The 15998-nt window shown below is 68.2% G+C and carries 13 protein-coding genes and 1 tRNA gene; 4 read left to right on the top strand and 10 right to left on the bottom strand.

The window, feature by feature from the left end; all coding sequences use genetic code 11:
• Positions 1 to 86: 86 nt before the first annotated feature.
• Positions 87 to 602 carry a hypothetical protein gene (locus BS329_RS44635; protein ID WP_244197215.1) on the top strand — a complete coding sequence of 172 codons (516 nt, stop codon included), beginning with the start codon at positions 87 to 89 and terminating at the stop codon, positions 600 to 602.
• 107 nt (positions 603 to 709) lie between these two features.
• Here BS329_RS44635 and BS329_RS18885 read toward each other — a convergent pair.
• Positions 710 to 783, bottom strand: a tRNA-Leu gene (locus BS329_RS18885).
• Between the two features lie 124 nt (positions 784 to 907).
• On the opposite strand from BS329_RS18885, the gene BS329_RS18890 reads away from it, so the two are divergent.
• Positions 908 to 1129, top strand: a complete 222-nt coding sequence (locus BS329_RS18890) for a DUF3618 domain-containing protein (RefSeq protein WP_076162544.1) — start codon at positions 908 to 910, stop codon at positions 1127 to 1129.
• A gap of 3 nt (positions 1130 to 1132) precedes the next feature.
• Here BS329_RS18890 and BS329_RS18895 read toward each other — a convergent pair whose 3' ends face one another.
• Together BS329_RS18895 and BS329_RS18900 are read right to left on the bottom strand one after the other, a co-directional pair.
• A complete protein-coding gene (locus tag BS329_RS18895; protein WP_208619230.1) occupies positions 1133 to 1546 on the bottom strand; it encodes a hypothetical protein in 414 nt (137 codons plus the stop codon).
• Positions 1547 to 1780: 234 nt separating this feature from the next.
• A complete protein-coding gene (locus tag BS329_RS18900; protein ID WP_076162814.1) occupies positions 1781 to 2338 on the bottom strand; it encodes a TetR/AcrR family transcriptional regulator in 558 nt (185 codons plus the stop codon).
• Between the two features lie 122 nt (positions 2339 to 2460).
• Between BS329_RS18900 and BS329_RS18905 the strand changes: the two genes are divergently transcribed.
• Positions 2461 to 3921 carry a flavin-containing monooxygenase gene (locus BS329_RS18905; protein WP_076162546.1) on the top strand — a complete coding sequence of 487 codons (1461 nt, stop codon included), beginning with the start codon at positions 2461 to 2463 and terminating at the stop codon, positions 3919 to 3921.
• A 68-nt stretch (positions 3922 to 3989) separates the two neighbouring features.
• Here the strand turns inward: BS329_RS18905 and BS329_RS18910 are convergent, their stop codons facing one another.
• The 5 genes from BS329_RS18910 to BS329_RS18935 all read right to left on the bottom strand — a co-directional run bounded on the left by BS329_RS18910 (position 3990) and on the right by BS329_RS18935 (position 11984).
• A complete protein-coding gene (locus BS329_RS18910) occupies positions 3990 to 4460 on the bottom strand; it encodes a helix-turn-helix domain-containing protein (RefSeq protein WP_076162547.1) in 471 nt (156 codons plus the stop codon).
• A gap of 336 nt (positions 4461 to 4796) precedes the next feature.
• Positions 4797 to 6416, bottom strand: a complete 1620-nt coding sequence (locus BS329_RS18915) for an LCP family protein (protein ID WP_076162548.1) — start codon at positions 6414 to 6416, stop codon at positions 4797 to 4799.
• Between the two features lie 162 nt (positions 6417 to 6578).
• Positions 6579 to 8741 carry a phospholipase A2 gene (locus tag BS329_RS18920; RefSeq protein ID WP_076162815.1) on the bottom strand — a complete coding sequence of 721 codons (2163 nt, stop codon included), beginning with the start codon at positions 8739 to 8741 and terminating at the stop codon, positions 6579 to 6581.
• Positions 8742 to 8913: 172 nt separating this feature from the next.
• Complete coding sequence (locus BS329_RS18925; protein WP_076162549.1) at positions 8914 to 10359, bottom strand: sensor domain-containing diguanylate cyclase; 1446 nt, start codon at positions 10357 to 10359, stop codon at positions 8914 to 8916.
• 410 nt (positions 10360 to 10769) lie between these two features.
• Positions 10770 to 11984, bottom strand: a complete 1215-nt coding sequence (locus BS329_RS18935) for an MFS transporter (RefSeq protein ID WP_143253111.1) — start codon at positions 11982 to 11984, stop codon at positions 10770 to 10772.
• 370 nt (positions 11985 to 12354) lie between these two features.
• Here BS329_RS18935 and BS329_RS18940 point away from each other — a divergent pair, with 370 nt between their 5' ends.
• Complete coding sequence (locus tag BS329_RS18940) at positions 12355 to 13248, top strand: SDR family NAD(P)-dependent oxidoreductase (RefSeq protein ID WP_076162817.1); 894 nt, start codon at positions 12355 to 12357, stop codon at positions 13246 to 13248.
• On the opposite strand, the gene BS329_RS18945 is transcribed toward BS329_RS18940, so the two are convergent.
• A complete protein-coding gene (locus BS329_RS18945) occupies positions 13245 to 13901 on the bottom strand; it encodes a maleylpyruvate isomerase N-terminal domain-containing protein (protein ID WP_076162551.1) in 657 nt (218 codons plus the stop codon). The genes BS329_RS18940 and BS329_RS18945 overlap by 4 nt on opposite strands.
• Positions 13902 to 14059: 158 nt before the next feature.
• Complete coding sequence (locus tag BS329_RS18950) at positions 14060 to 15919, bottom strand: AMP-dependent synthetase/ligase (protein ID WP_076162552.1); 1860 nt, start codon at positions 15917 to 15919, stop codon at positions 14060 to 14062.
• Positions 15920 to 15998: the final 79 nt, after the last annotated feature.

Raw genomic sequence — 15998 nt, forward strand, 5'->3', positions numbered from 1 at the left:
GAAAACGCTCCTGGAACGCATCGAAGACCGTCTGGAGTCTTGGGAGATCTCGCCGGTCTATGCCGCGGTGTTCGGCGCGCGGCGGGATGACGGAGGACAGCGATGTGGACCTCCTGCTGATCCGGCCGGACGAGGCCGACGACGACCGGTGGGAAACGCAGGTCCACGAATTGGCGATCGAGGTGACCCGCTGGGTCGGCAACGACACTCGTCCTTTGGAGTTCACGGAAGCCGAACTCGCCGACCGGGCGTACGACGAGGCCGTTTGCGTGATGTGGCACGAGACGGGCTCACCGTGGCCGGGAGCAAGGCATGGCTGGTCGGCCGCTTGTGAAAGAGAAAGGGCTGACGTGCGAACCGGGCGGTGCGACGAGGGTGTCCGGCGAAGGCGCATGTACAAGGCGGGCCAGTTCATCGAGGCGGCGGACATGGTCCGTGAACTCGCCGACGAGCACGAGGACGTGGCCGACGCAGACGTGACCTTGTGTGTCCACGCCGGAATCGCGGCATCCGACGTCATCTGCCGTGCCAGGTTGGGTGAACACGCGCAGGGCGAGAACCATGATGAAGATCTACAGCCACCCTCCGGCTACGGCGGATGAGTTCAAGCGCGCGGGCCGGGCGCTCAGACCCTGGCCGAGACGGCTCGCCGGGCGGCCACCCCCCGCTGAGTGACTTGCCGCGCGGGCTCGTGAGTCACGATCTGGGGTGGGCCCGGAGAGACTCGAACTCTCACTGGCACGGACCTAAACCGTGTGCCTCTGCCAATTGGGCTACGGGCCCCAGTACCGCCCTCGAATCGTAGCGTGCGACACGTTCGGCGTTTCTCGGCGTGGCCGGTGCCGCCGGAGAGGGTGGTGTCCTCTAACGTGGGCCCCCTGCAAGTCCGTCGCGGCGAGGAGGACACGTGGCTCGCGATCCCGAGACCATCGAGCGTGAGATCAAGCAGGCCAGGAACGCACTGGTCGCCACGCTCGACCAGCTGGGCACGAAGGCGAACCCCGCGAAGCTGGTGGATTCCGCGAAGACCGGCCTGCGCGCGAAGCTGGACGAGCCCAAGGTGAAGTACCCGCTCATCGGCGGGGCGGTGCTGATCGGCGTACTGCTGATCCGCAAACTCCTGAAGTAGGTCTCAGGAGGTCTGGGCCGCCTTGGCGGGGGTCTTGGCGGGCTCGGCCTTCTCTTCCGGCGCCTTCGCTTCGTCGACGGCCTTCGGGAGTTCCTTGCCCTGGGGCACCGGCGGCTTGGCGTCGATCTTCTCCTTCGCCTTGCCGTTCGCCGGGGGAGGAACCTCGAGAGGTTCGATCTCCGGGAGCGTCAGCCGCGCCGTCATGTAGGCGGCGGTGAACTCCAGCGCACTGCCGTTGAGCAGGTGCACCACGGTCGACCGCTCCGGCGGGGACAGCTTCTCGACCAGTTGGTCGGCCCTGTCCCGTGCCGCGATGATGCCCGGTGCGCGACCGGTCAGTTCCTTACCGGAGCCGCTGACCGTGACCTTCCAGTCGTCGTCCTCTTGGACGTACGACGCGGTGATCGGTTCGGTCATCCGCCTCACCCCTCTCCCTCACGAGCATGCGTCACTCTGTGGACCGGGACACGCCGCCGCCATGACGCCACTTTCGAGTGGTGGCGCCCCCTCCTGGCGGAGGCTGTGAAGGTCCATCAGAGTTTCTACAGTGTCATCGATACAGTAGGACAACTCTGTGTCACAAGACACTGGCGGCACTGTGCTCTGCGTGACGACCAAATGGCCTAAGGCACGCGCATCTTCAAAGTCGTTTCAGCAGGCCCTCGCGGACAGGCCTGACCAGAGGACGTCCATCGCGTATTCGGTCGCCAGTTCGGGGCTGACGTCCTCGTGTCGCTCGCACCAGATCGCGAGCCGCTCGCACGCGCCGACGACGAACTCCGCGGACGCCTCGGCGCGGAGGTCGTCTCCCGAGGTGAAGTAGCCGCTCATCAGAGCGGCGATCAGGTCGGTCTGCTGGCGCCGGATCTGCTCGATCTCGTCGGCGGCCGGCGTGCCGATGAGTGCCATTTCGTGCCGGAGGAGCGACCAGGCTTGTCGCCGTTCCCTGATGAAGACGAAGAAGGCGAGCAGTCCTCGTCGTAAGGCCTCCTCGGCGGTGGTGGCGCCGACGGTCGCCCGTTCGGTGACCTCGCGCAGTGCCGCCCGCGACTGCTGGATGCAAGCCAGCAGCAGCCCCTCTTTCGAGTTGAAGTACTCGTAGAGCATCGGCTTCGAGACGCCCACGCGTTCGGCGATCTCGTCCATCGACGCCGCGCCGTAGCCGCGTTCGGAGAAAACCTCCTCGGCGATCTCGATCATCTGCCGCATCCGCTCCGCGCGGGGCACGCGTTTGCGCTTCGCCGTCGTCACCACAACACTCTACCGAAGGTAACCTACTTCAAGTAAGGTGAACTCCCGGTAACAGGTAATGCGCACGAGAGGGCGGGGTCATGGGCAACCGCACCGAAACCGGTGTCGTCATCGTCGGGACCGGCTTCTCCGGTCTGGGCATGGCCATCCAGCTGCGAAAAGAGGGCCGCGAAGACTTCGTCATCCTGGAGAAGGCCGACGACGTGGGCGGCACCTGGCGGGACAACACCTACCCCGGCTGCGCCTGCGACATCCCCTCGCATATGTACTCGTTCTCGTTCGAGCAGAACCCCGGCTGGTCCCGGGCATACTCGCCGCAGCCGGAGATCTGGCGTTACATGCGCGACGTCGCCGCGAAGTACGACCTCCACCGCTTCATCCGCTTCGGCCAGGAGATGACCGGCGCCCGCTGGGACGCCGACGAGAACCGCTGGCACGTCGCGTCGAAGTCGGGCGAGGAGTTCGTAGCGCCCGCGCTGGTCGCCGGGGTCGGCGCGCTCCACCTGCCGCAGATCCCGGAGCTGCCGGGTATCGAGAACTTCCAGGGCCGGGCGTTCCACTCCGCGCGGTGGGAGCACGACTACGACCTCGCCGGAAAGCGGGTCGCCGTGGTCGGCACCGGCGCGAGCGCGATCCAGTTCGTCCCGCGAATCGCGAAGGACGTCGCCGAGCTGACGCTCTTCCAGCGGACGCCGCCGTGGATCATGCCGAAGCCGGACCGCGAGATACCGCCCGCGCTCAAGAAGGCCTTCGGGTCGGTGCCCTTGCTGCAACGCGCCTTCCGCGACGTCCTCTACTGGGGCCTCGAAGCCCGCGCGATCGGCTTCAACGGGCAGCCGTGGGTGATGAAGATCGGCCAGCGCATCGCGAAGCGCAACATCTTCAAGAGCGTCAAGGACCCTGAGTTGCGCCGGAAGTTGACGCCGGACTACACCATGGGCTGCAAGCGGGTCCTGGTTTCCAACGACTACTACCCGGCACTCGCGCGGGACAACGTCGACGTCGTCACCGCGGGGGTCACCGAGGTGCGCGAGCACAGCGTCGTCGATGGCGCCGGGGTGGAGCACGAGATCGACGCGATCATCTACGGCACCGGGTTCCACGTCACCGACGCCTTCGACGACCTGGAGATCATCGGCCGGGACGGGCGCAATCTCGGCAAGGAGTGGGCGGCCGAGGGGATGCGGACCTACCAGGGCATCACCGTGTCCGGCTTCCCGAACCTGTTCTTCCTGCTCGGCCCGAACACCGGGCTGGGGCACAACTCCGTGGTGTTCATGATCGAGGCGCAGATCTCCTACGTCGCGCAGGCGCTGCGGCTCGCGCGCGGCAAGGCGCTCGACCCGCGCCCGGCGGCGCAGGAACGGTTCAACACCCACATCCAGCGCAAACTCGCCAAGGGCATCTGGACACAGGGCGGCTGCAAGAGCTGGTACCTGGACGCGAAGGGCGTCAACCGGACGATCTGGCCGGGCTTCACCTGGCGGTACTGGCTGGACACGCGCAAGGTCCGCCGCGAGGACTACGAACTCCTCGGCTGAGGAAAGAGGGAGGGTCCGTGAAAGCCAAGATGGGGGGCATGGCCTTCACGGACCGGAGAACGCCGCGCTCATGAGGGGTTGAGCCGGCGAAGCCTTCCGATGAGATCGACGGTGGGGATGCCGCACAGTTCGGCCATCCGTTCCAGCGCCGCGAAGTCGAGGTTGACCTCGGCGCTCCCGGCGTCACCCGACCGCTTGAGCCGGTCGTCCGCCCACCGTCGCAGGGGGAGCAGTTCTTCCTGGTCGTCCTTGACCACCAGGCGCAGATCGATCCGGACGCGGCCCGGTTCGTCCACGAACACCCGGCGATGCACCTTGGCCAGCAGATCCTGTGGCAGCTCGTCCATCGCGACGCACAGCTCGACCAGTCGCACCACGGAACAGTGCCGGGTGCCCAGCTCGTAGGTGGCCAGCGTCTGGAGCGAAATCTCGCTCTGGAGATGCTGGTTCAGTTCCTTGCGTGTCCAGCCACGTTTGCGGCGGAGCTTGCGGAGCTCGTCTCCGAGTATCCGCTGATAGCTCTCAGCGTCGATCAGCACTCCCCATCCCCTGCCTTGCCAACCTTCTCCACCGCTCACCCATGTGACTGAATCCGGGACGAGCGCCCTCACGTGTATGAAAGTCGGCAGGTCGCCCGCTCTTACGCGATTTCGGGGGTGCTTTTCCTCCTGATTTTGACCTGCTGGGCCGAATGGGTGAAGGAATGCTGGTTCTGCGAGGTGTCCGGGTGGGTGTCGTGGAGCACCGGCGGTGCTCGCCCTCGGTGCGATCGTGTCGCGAAAGCCACTTTTGGGACGTCTAACGTCGCGAAAGTGGCTTTCGCGACACGCGCGGGAGGAGGTGCTGCGCCGAGGTGCCGCGGCGGCGGAAGGGCGTCAGTTGACGCAGGGCACGCCTTCGGCGGTGATCGGCTTCTCGTCGGACTGCTCGGGCGGCGGGGCCGCGGCCGACGAACCGGCGGCGTTCTGCGACGAACCGGAGCTTTCGGCGCCGCTCGGCGACTTGAAGTCCGAACCGAGGAAGACCATCACGCGCCCGGCTTCGACGCTCTTGTCCTCCTGGACGGTCGGATCGCCGCCGAGTTCGTCGGCGACCGCCTGGCCCGCCGCCTTCTGGCCCTTGGCGACCCAGACCACCGTCTTCCTGCGTGCGCTGGCGGTCGCCGTGTCGCCCGCGGTGAAGCCCTTGTCGACGAGCTGCTTCAGCACCGTCGAGGCCAGTCCGTCCCGGGTGGTGGAGTTGCGGACGTCGACCGTGGTCGCCTTGTTGGGCGACTCGGCGGACGACGGCGGCTGCTCGCCCGCCTGCGGGCCCGCGAGCCCCTGCACGAAGTTCTTGACCTGCTTCGGGTCGACCTGGATGGCGACGCCGTCGTTCGGGGTCTTGTACTCGATGTTGACGATCGGGATCGTCCGGAATTCGAGCTGGCCGCCGGTCAGGCTCTTCATCTGCTGCGCGAAGCCGAAGATGTCCCAATTCTGGTTGAGCACGACCGACTTCTTGATGGCCGTGACCAGGTCGTTGAGCTTGCCGGGGTTCGCGAGCGTGCCCGCCGAGAGCACCTTGCGCGCCATCCCGGCCATGAACACCTGCTGGCGGACGACCCGGTCGAGGTCGCCGCGCGGCAGCCCGTGGCGTTGCCGGACGAAGCCGAGCGCCTCGACCCCGGAGATGGTGTGCGGGCCCTTGGTGAACTTCGCGCCGGAGAACTGGTCGTTGACGTCGTCGTTGAGGCAGACGTCGACCCCGCCGATGGCCTGGGTGATCTCGCTGAAGCCGAGCAGGTTGATCGCGGCGTAGTTGTCGATGGTCGAGCCGGTCAGCTGCTCGACCGTCTTGATCAGTGTCTTCGCCCCGGCCTCGTTGGCCTTCCGGTCGATTTCCTTCGGGTCGGAGACGCCGTTCTCCTGCTGCTTCTTGCGCTCGTCGAGCATCGCGCGGGCATAGGCGGAGTTGATCTTGTGCTTTCCGTGGCCGCCGGGAATGTCGACGTAGGAGTCGCGGGGCAGTGAGATCGCGACTGCCTTGGAGCCGTCGTTCGGGATGTGCACGAAGATCAGGGAGTCGGTGTTCAGTTCGCCGTCGGCCTGTCCCGCGCGCAGCTGGGCGAGAACTTCCTTCGACAGCGGATTGCCCTGCGCGTCCGTGCGGCTGTCGAGGCCGACGAGCAGGATGTCGCGGGCACCGTCGGCGGGTTTGTCGCCCTCGTCGGCGCCGATGCCGACGTTCGCGAACGTCAGGCCGTCCATCGCCGCCCACGCGTAACCGGTCAGGCCTATCACCAGGAGCGAGACCAGGCCCAGGGCGATCTTGGGCCCGCGGAACGACCGTCGTCGCGGGGCAGGGCGACGGGGCGGCGCGCCGGCGGCCTGGCGGACGGGTGCCTGCCGGTCTCCACGGGGCGGGGCCGGGCGGGAAGGAACGCGTCCGGGCGCGTCCTGCCTAGGCCGGGCGGGACGTCGGTCCCCATGCCCATTCCGAGGCGGGTACTCCACGCGGTCTGCTCCTTCTCTTCGTCACCGGTTCGACGGTCTCTTCAAGGGACGCATGGTGCCTGTTGCGGGTTGTCGCAGGATTACACATCCCCCCGGAGATGTGGCACGCACCACCGGTTCCCGGTCAATAATACGGAGAAGGCCAGGTCAGCGCCGTGTGGCTCAGGGCAGTACGCGGCGGGCCGCGCGGGCGGGGACCAGCGTGGCGGCGGCCGCGAGCATCGCGACGACGATCGTCGCGACGGGCAGCGCGACGGAGGCGGCGCTCACCTGCTTGCCGTCGAGGGCGCTCATCAGCGGCGGCGCGCACGCGACCGCACAGACCAGCCAGGGCCCGGTCATCCGGCTGGTGCCGTTTCGCACGGTGTGCAGCAGGTACACCCCGAGTAGCAGGTTGACCAGGCTCTGGACCGGCCCGAGCCGGAGCCCGAGGAGGTCCGCGTCGGCCGAGGCGCCGCCGAAGCGGGTCAGCGCGAAGCCGAACACGCCGAGCATCGCGTACGCCATCCCGACCGTCGCCGCGGCACGGCAGAAGATCGCGGCACGCAGACCCGGCTCGTCGACCGCCTGCTGCTGAGGCCCCGAATGCCGCTCGAACCACCAGAAGACGAGAACCGCGGGAACGGCCAGCAGAGCGAGTGCGAGCAGGACCCTCGGCCTGGCCAGCCAGCTGAGCCCGTCCACGAACGGTCCCGGCAGGTAGACGACCGCCACGAGCAGCAGCATCGCCGACAGGAAGCCGAGGTACAGGCTCATCGGGGCACGGAGGACGAGGCGAGCGGTGACGGCGACCGCGGGACGTTCGCCGAGGCCGGCCAGCGGCCGGGCGAGCAGGCCGAGGAGCGCGAGCTGGACCAGGCCGAGCAGGAGCACGCCCCACGGCGGGCCCGACAAGGCGGCCGGGGCGCCGGGACCGCCGAGCAGCATCGGCCCCTCGCCGCGGACGGCGACCGCGAGGCCCAGCCCCGCGGCCCCGGTGAACGCCGTCATCAAGAGCGCGGCACGCGGCAGGCGGACGCCGTCGGCGTGGGCGAACGCCAGTTGCTGGACGAACAGAGCGAGGAACAACGTCTCCGCGATGCGCGGGACGGCCGAGCCCGACCACTGCGCCGCCGCCTCGCTCGCCAAGGTCAACGCCAGCAGCCCGGCGACCGACGCGGTCCGCGTCCGGCGGTACAGCATCAGCAGCGCCGGCGCGAGCACGACGGCCAGCAGGAAGACGCCGAGCAGCCAGAGCGGATGCAGTGCGATCCGCATGACGGTGGCGTTCGTGCCGGTCGGGATGCCCAGCACCTCCAACGCGAGCGGGACGACCAGCGCGACGACCGCGAAGATCAGCGCCGGGCGCAGGAGCGGGCTCGCGCGGTCGGCGAGGTACTGCGGATAGCGGCCGCTTCTCGCGCGGATCGATCGCCAGCCCGCCTCGTTGATCCGGCCCACCGCGAAGTAGATCAGCGGGCAGAGCTGGGCGAGCCAGGTGAACGGCCACAGCGACCGCTCCGGCGCCCCCGCCCAATGCGCGAGCGCGACGGCGGATTCGCCGAGCAGCATCAGCACGACACCGGCGACACCGAGCAGCGCCCACCGGCCGACCGGGAGCACCGGCTGCGGCTCGCGGGGGAGGGTGACGGCGGTCCGGCGGGTGCGGACCCAGCCGCGGAGGCGGAACACCAGCAGCGCGCCGATCACCAGCACCCCGACGATCATCGGGCCGAGCGGGTCGCCGACCGGCGGACCCCAGCGCTGGTGCCAGGAGTTGAGCACGAGACCGGCGGTGTAGGCGGAGGCGACGACCTCGCAGGTTCCGCGCGAGTCCATCGGGTTGATGACGCAGGCATGGTGCATGTCGGCGGAAAGCCGGTCGTCGAGCGCGGACCTGGCCTCCTGGCCGAGCGGGTGCCCCTTGCGCTCGGCGTAGCGGAGGATGTCGTAACCGAGGTCATGGGCCTTGCAGGGGACGGCGTAGTCCCATTTGGTGTTGTCGTCGCCCCAGGGCGCCGAGCAGCCGCCGTCGGTGTGGACGGCGCGCACGGTGCCGTCCCGCGCGGTCATCACGCCGGGGGTGATCCCGCTGACCGCGGTGAAGTCGGCGGGCAGTTCCGCGATGACGTTCTCGACAGGGCCCGGCCGCACCAGCGCGTCGACGGCGTTCTGGGCGGCGAGGAGGTCACCTGTCGGTGGTCCCTGGTCCGGCGGCGAGGCGGGTCGCGAAGCGATCAGGCCGAACCCGAAAACCAGCACCGTGACCAGCAGTAACCAGCCCGAGGTCGACCATGGCCGCCGGATCCGGGCAGACGCTCGGTCGGCTTCGGCTGTCACTGGCATGCCGTTCAGGGTGCCATCCACCGATCGGGGCCGACATCCGGATAACCCCCGGGATCACCCACCGGGTGCCCTGATGGCGGGTGACCAGTGGGACTGCTGGGGCGGGAGTGAGCAGTCCTTTTGACGGACTCGGGGATTGGCCCACCGCGTTCAGTCCTCTGGTTGTGTTCGTTCAGGTCTCGGCGGTGGGAGGTGGAGGGGCGGGCCGGTCCACGTCCTGGGCGAATCGCACTTGGTTCCGGCCGTTCTCCTTCGCCACGTAGACGGCGGCGTCGGCGGCGTGCAGGAGTTCTTCCAGGGAATCACCGTGACGAGGGAACAGAGCCGCCCCGATCGAGGCGGTACGGCCCGAGATGGTGACGCGACTGCCCCGTTTGTCGGTAGTCACTATATGCAGTTCGGCGATAGCGCTGCGCACTCGATCGGCGGCGAGTTTCGCCGAGGTTTCGTCGATATCCGGCAAAAGTACGAGGAATTCCTCGCCGCCGAACCGGCCGATGACGTCGGCGGGCCGGGTGACCTCGTCCAATTTCTGCGCCACATCGCGGAGGACGTCGTCGCCCGCGGGGTGTCCATATGTGTCGTTAATCCACTTGAAGTGGTCGAGATCAATCATCAGAAGCGCCAGGCTGTCGTCCGATCGGGCAGTCCTCCCGAGTGCCCGATCGGCCGACTCCGACCATCCGCGCATGTTGAGAACACCGGTTTTCGGGTCCGTCCGCGCGTCGTTTTGCAGTTGGTCGATCTCGGCGAGACGGTTGAACACCACCGTCACCACGGCCATCACGATCACCATCGGTGGCATGATCAACAGGAGCACCGCGGTGACCGCGCCGAGGCCGATCGTGATGGCCTCCAGCAGGTTGTCCGCGGTATTGCCGAGCACGGTCGACATCGACGGCCGCTTCGGTGAGCCGATCGCGAGGATGCCGCCGATGTAGGCGATCTGCACCGCCTCGAAGACCATCCCGGTGACGATCAGGACTCCGAACTCGCCGAGTGTGCCCCAGTCGGGAATCCTTCCCCATTCATGCGGGCCGAACGCGGCGAAAGTGAGCGACGCCAAGGTCACCGAAACGCCGTGGGTGACCGACGAGAACACGAAGTTGTGCGCGGGCCGCCGGGCGATGAACCAATGCTGGATCCGGACGAGCGCGATGATGGAAAGCGTCAGCGAAAGCGGCAGGATGACCGCGGCCGGAAATGTCCAGACGGCGGTGAGGTCGATGAGAACGGTGCGGCTGCGGTCACGCCGTCTTTCTTCTTGCCGCTGGGTGAACTGAATATGCGCCGTTGCGCCGACGGCGAGAATCGCGAAACGAACCCAGTCGATTCTTTCGGGGGTCGTGGAATTCATTGTCGCGACGACCATGATCGCGATTCCGATCGCCTCCATGGCGAAAAGGAACGCGATGAAACGCTTCGGCCGCTGCCACAGCGCCCATGCCCTCGGATCGTAGGGATGGCGCCGCGGCGGTTCGGCCCGGTCACCTTCCGGGCTTGATCGCCCGCGTTCGGTCACCGGTACGCCGCTCTCGGCGGCGGCCGCCGCCGCTCGCTCGTCAAGGTCGCCGGTGCCGTCGCCGTGCTGGCGGCGGTCGCCGGACTCGGCTGGCAATTGCTACCTCTTTTCCGCGCGGACGGCACGGCTGAGTAATCTCACCGGTACCGACTGAGACACCGTTCGTATTCCACGGCCGGTATCATCCCATCGCATCAGTTGTTCGACACCGGCGAGGGTGCCCCCGAACATGGACCGGAGGTGGCAATCGTGTCCCGTGATTTCTGATCTTGGTGGCTGAATGTTTTTCGAGATGCGACGAGGAAGGGGTGACGGACAGTGTCCAGCCGTGACTTCTGAGCCCGGTCGAGGTAATAGTTCGCAGCAACGAGGTGGCCGGGAGGTGGATGACCGTGTCGAGCCGTGACTTCTGATCCAGAGTCGTTTCTTTTTACCTTCGTCGAGATTTCCGAGTACGAACCCGCCGGGCGGCCATGCCGCACCAGGGGTCGTGCGGGGTGGATTCGTCATGACAACAGCGGTTCCGGACTGGATCCGTTGATTCGCCTCCAGCTGAGCGCGACCAGTACGGCCAGCAGCAGGCCCACCACGCCTGCCAGCGCGATGGCCGAGGTCGCGGCCCCGAGCCGATCGGCGGCGAGCCCGCCGAGTCCCGCCCCTATTCCTTGAGCGACCCGCAGTCCCGTGCGGTACACCCCGCCCGCACCGCCCCGTAGCTCGTTCGGGACCCAGGTGATGAACGTGGCGCTCACCGTGATCAGGTACGCCCCCGCGGCACCCGCCGCCGCCAGCAGGAGCAACGCCGGAATCAGCCCCGGCTTGAGCGCGAAGGCGATCAGGGCGACCATCGGCAGTGCCGCCAGCACACCCAGCAGTTTCCGCCGTTGTTCCGCGGAGACGAACCGGGACAGCAGGAACGCGCCGACCACGAAGCCGAGCGGATCGGCGGCCAGCAGCCAGCCGACGGCCTGTTTCCCGACCCCCATCTCCGCGGCGAGCGGCGCGGCGAGCCCCTCGGGGATCACGGCGAGGCCGACCAGCCACGAGAACCAGACCAGCACCCGCAGGTGACGGTTGCCGAACACCTGCTTGACCGCGCCGAACCAGCTTCCGCCGCCGTCGGACGCCGCCGTCCGCCGGGACACCGAGAAGCGGACCACGGCCGCGCTCAGCAGGAACGTCGCCGCGTCCAGCGCCAGCGCCCAGCTCGCTCCGACCTGTGACACCAGCAGGCCGCCGCCCGCGAGGCCCAGCAGCATGGCGGTGTTGGTGGAGATGCCGCGGATGTCCTGGCTTTTGAGATAGAGGTCGTCGTCGGTGAAAACCTCGCGGGCCAGCGCGTTCTGCGCCGCGTTGCCCGGCGCGTTCGCGAGCCGCGCCAGCACCACCAGCCCGCACAGCAGGGCGAGCGGGGTGCCGGGGATCGCCATGATCGCGATCAGCACCGCCTGGATCAGCGACGAGAAGACGAGGACGGTGCGCCTCGGGTAGCGGTCGGCCAGCTGGGAGAGGCCGAGGCCGCCGGCCAGCGCGGGCAGGAAGGTCAGCGAATAGACCACCGCTGAGAGCAGTGCGGAACCGGTTCGGTCGTAGACGAGGATCGCCAGCGCGACGATGGTGAGCTGGTCCCCGATCAAGGATTGCACCTCGGCGAGCCAGAGTGCGCGGAACTCGCGGTTCGCCAGGGCGGCGGTCATCCGCGGCGTCGCGTTCGTCTTCACTGCGTGACCACCTCCCCCGATCGGGTGAACTTAGCTTTCTCGCATTCTTGCCTGCCCTGTTACGAGGCCGTCGAGGGAGTCACAGTTCATGACCCGCCGTTCAACGTTCAGTATGCCTTCGGCTACAGGGAGACGAACAGAAGACCAGCCGATCCTTCGCCGGTTAGGCCGATCGAGCTACACCGTCTGACCAGTGGGTGACGCCGGGCTGACTCGTTCGCGGGTATCCACGCGCCTATCGCCCCGCATTCGCTCGGCGCAGCCCGCCCGCCGCTCGCCGCCGCCGCGGTTCGGACTGGGCCGAATGGGCCAACACTGAGGGGAGACCGGTCTGGAGGTGGAGGCCGGCCGGGCAAAAGGGGTGAAGGCGATGAACGGGTTGCTCGACGACAAAGCCGTCGTCGTGACCGGGGCGGGCCGGGGGCTCGGCGAGGCGTTCGCGGTGCACGTCGCGCGGGCGGGCGGGGCCGTCGTGGTCAACGACATCGACGCCCCGCTGGCCGAGCGGACGGCGGAGAACATCCGGCGGTTCGGCGGACGGGCCGTCGCCAGCGGGCACAGTGTCGCTGATCCGAAGCAGGCGCAGGAGATCGTCGACCTCTGTCTCGCCGAGTTCGGCGCGCTCGACGGGCTGGTCAGCAACGCCGGACTGAACTACGAGGCGCTGCCGTGGGAGGACGACGTCGAGCAGGCCAGGGAACTGGTCGAAGTGAACGTCCTCGGCGTCATGTACACCGGACTCGCCGCGATCAAGGCGATGGTCGCGCGCGGCACACCGGGCTCGATCGTCAACATCTCGTCCGGTGCGTCGCTGGGGCAGCGTAAACTCGGGGTGTACGCCGCCAGCAAGGGCGCCGTCGCTTCGCTGACCTACTCCTGGGCGCTGGACCTGGAGGAGAGCGGGATCCGGGTGAACGCGGTCTGTCCGCTCGCGCACACCCGGATGGTGTGGAAGTCCGAACGGTCGCTGCGCGCCTGCCCGCCGGACCGGACGCCGTCGCGGATCGCGCCGATCGTGCTCTTCCTGCTCGGTGCCGGCTCCGACGGGATCACCGGGCAAATGATCCGCTGCAACGGGCCGCAACTGCACATCATGGGGCAGCCGTACCTGAAACAGCCCATCCTCGAGCGGCCGGTGTGGGACACCGAGACCGTGCAGCGCGCTTTCGACGAGGTCTTCAGCGCGCACCTGGAGAACTACGGTCTCGAAAAGCGTGTCCCACCCCGGCTGCGCAAGTGGACGGAGTCGACCCGGACCGCTTAGCCGACGACGAACGGCAGCTTCGCGGCCAGGTCGCCCAGTTCGGCCGTCTCCTCGTCGGTCGGCTCGCGGCGGCCGGTGCCGACCAGCAACGCGTCCGTGTCGGAGAACGACGCCGGGAACTTCTCCCCGGTGCGCTGCTCCAGGATCTGCCGGGTCTTCGCGAGGCTGTCCGCGGCCGGGCCATCGAGGTGCGGCAGGTGCGCTACGAGGTCGAGGTGGTGCAGCGTCCATTCGAGGACGTACGCGGACAGGAAGTCGCCCGCGCTGAGCACGACGTCGCGGGTGGCGACCCGCATCCCCGGGTCGGCGAGGTCGGCGGCCCGGCCGGCGGCGGAACCGACGTCGTCGAGATGGAACTTGAGGAGCCGGGGCTCCTGGTACGCGGCGGCGAGACGCACGATCAGCGCGTCGAGGTCGTCTTCGCCGGTGGGTGGCTTGTCGGAGAGCTCCCAGTAGGTGACCGCGTTGCGCGTCGGTTCCGTTTCGGCTGGCGTGGAGAGGGTGATCAGGACGTCCTGGGCGTCGATCACCAGATGGCACACCAGGTCCTGCACCAGCCAGCCGGCGCAGCCGGACGGTTTGGCGAAGTCTTCGTCGGGGGTTTCGGCGACGGCGGCGAGGAGCGCCGCCCAAGAGCGGGAGAAGAGATCCACGGCGGCAAGTTAGCAGCGGCGGTGCCCTGGTGGCGACCCTTTTCCGGAACGTCTCGACGTCGCGTCGGGTAGTCGGCCCGTGAAGGCGTCCTTGAGGGACCCAGAGTCCCTCAAGGACGCCTTTATGTACTCGGAGAACGCGTACGCCGTGTGCTCGCTCAGGAACCGGCGGCGGGAGCGGGAGCGGCCGCCACGTAGAGATCCGCGATCGCGGGCGCGTACCGGTCGTTGATGATCCGCCGCTTCAGTTTCAGCGTCGGGGTCACCTCGCCGCTTTCCGGCGTCCACGCCTTCGGGATCACGTGGTATCGCTTGATCTGCTCGATCCGCGCCAGCCGCGCGTTCGCGGCCTCGACGGCCTTGTCGATCTCCGCGCGCACCTGCGCGTTGTCGGCGAGCGATTCGCCTTCGGTGAGCTGGATGCCGTTCGCGGTGGCCCAGCCGGGGGCGATCTCGTCGTCGACGACGATCAGCGCGGTGACGTACGGTCGCCTCTCGCCGATCGCGACGGCCTGGCCGATCAGCGGATGCTCCTTGAGCAGTCCTTCGATCTTCGTCGGGGCGATGTTCTTGCCGCTGGAGGTGATGATCAGTTCCTTCTTGCGGTCGGTGATCGTGACGAAGCCGCGTTCGTCGATCGTCCCGATGTCGCCGGTGGCGAGCCAGCCGTCGGCGTCGACGTCCGGTTTGATCGAGCCGTCTTCCTGGAGGTACCCGAGGAAGACGATCGCGCCGCGGACGAGGAGTTCGCCGTCCTCGGCGATCTTGACCTCGATGCCTTCCAGCGGCTTCCCGACCGAGCCCGCCTTGAACGCCGACGGCGTGTTGGACGTGACGGCGCCGGTGGTTTCGGACAGGCCCCAGACCTCCTGGATTTCGACGCCGAGCCCGGCGATGAAGTACAGGATCTCGACCGGCAGCGCGGCGGCACCGCTGGAGGCGACCTCGACCTGGTCGAGGCCCAGCATGGCCCGCACCGGCGCGAGCGCGGCGGCGTCGGTCCGCGCGATCTCTTCCGCCAGTTCCGGCGGGACCTCCTTGCCGTCGCTGCGCAGTTTGTAGCCCTGTTGCAGCAGTTCGTTGGCGCCGATCAGCCCGTTCCGCTTGTCCTCCGGCAGCGAGCCGAGCAGGTTCTTCAGGCCCGCGACCATTTTTTCCCACACCCGCGGGACACCGAAGAAGCTCTTCGGGTGCACCTGCCCCAGCGCGCCGACGACGGCGGTCGGGTCGCCGACGGTGTGCACGTGCCCGGCCCACACGATCGGCATGTAGATCGACAGTTCGCGTTCGGCGATGTGCGCGAGCGGCAGGTACGCGATGTTCGTGGCGTGCATCGGGGAGTCGTGCAGTTTCCGGACCGCGGCGGCCTGGTGGATCGCGTTGCGGTGGGACAGCACGACCCCCTTGGGGTCGCCCGTGGTGCCGGAGGTGTAGATCATCGACAGCGGGTCGTCCTGGCCGATCGCGGACCACGCCGTCTCGAACGCCCGCGGATCGGCGGCGTGTGCTTCCGCGCCCGCGGCTCGCAGGTCGGCGAACGACAGGAAACGCTTGTCGTCCGGGGGGATCACGGACGCGTCGAGCAGGACGACGTGCCGCAGCGCCGGCAGGTCGTCGAGAACCTGGGACCAGCGGCCGAGTTCGTCGGCACCGGCGAGCACGACGACGCCGGCGGCGCTGTGCCGGGCGACGAACCCGACCTGCTCCGGGCTGAGTGTCGCGTACGCGGTGCACGGGATCGCGCCGAGATGGGCCGCGGCGAGGTCGGCGATCAGGTGTTCGGGACTGCTCGGCGCCATGATCAGCATCCGGTCGCGGGAGCCGAGCCCGAGCCCGGCGAGCCCGCGCGACACCTCCGCGATGGCGGTGTGGAATTCACGCCAGGTCAGGGTCGGCTTGCCCTCGATGTCGAGTGACGTCACCGCGGGCAGTTCACCGAACTCCTGGGCGTTGCGGTGAAGCAGGGCGGGGATGGTCTGGCCTTCGATCTGCTCGGCGACGGTCGGCTGGGTGGTCAACGCTGGCCTCCTCGATGCTGCCTGATCAAGCCCACTGTAAGTGCTGTCGTCAGCGGTGGATAGAGAATCGCGGCCACGG

The organism is Amycolatopsis coloradensis, from assembly GCF_001953865.1.
Lineage (GTDB): Bacteria > Actinomycetota > Actinomycetes > Mycobacteriales > Pseudonocardiaceae > Amycolatopsis > Amycolatopsis coloradensis.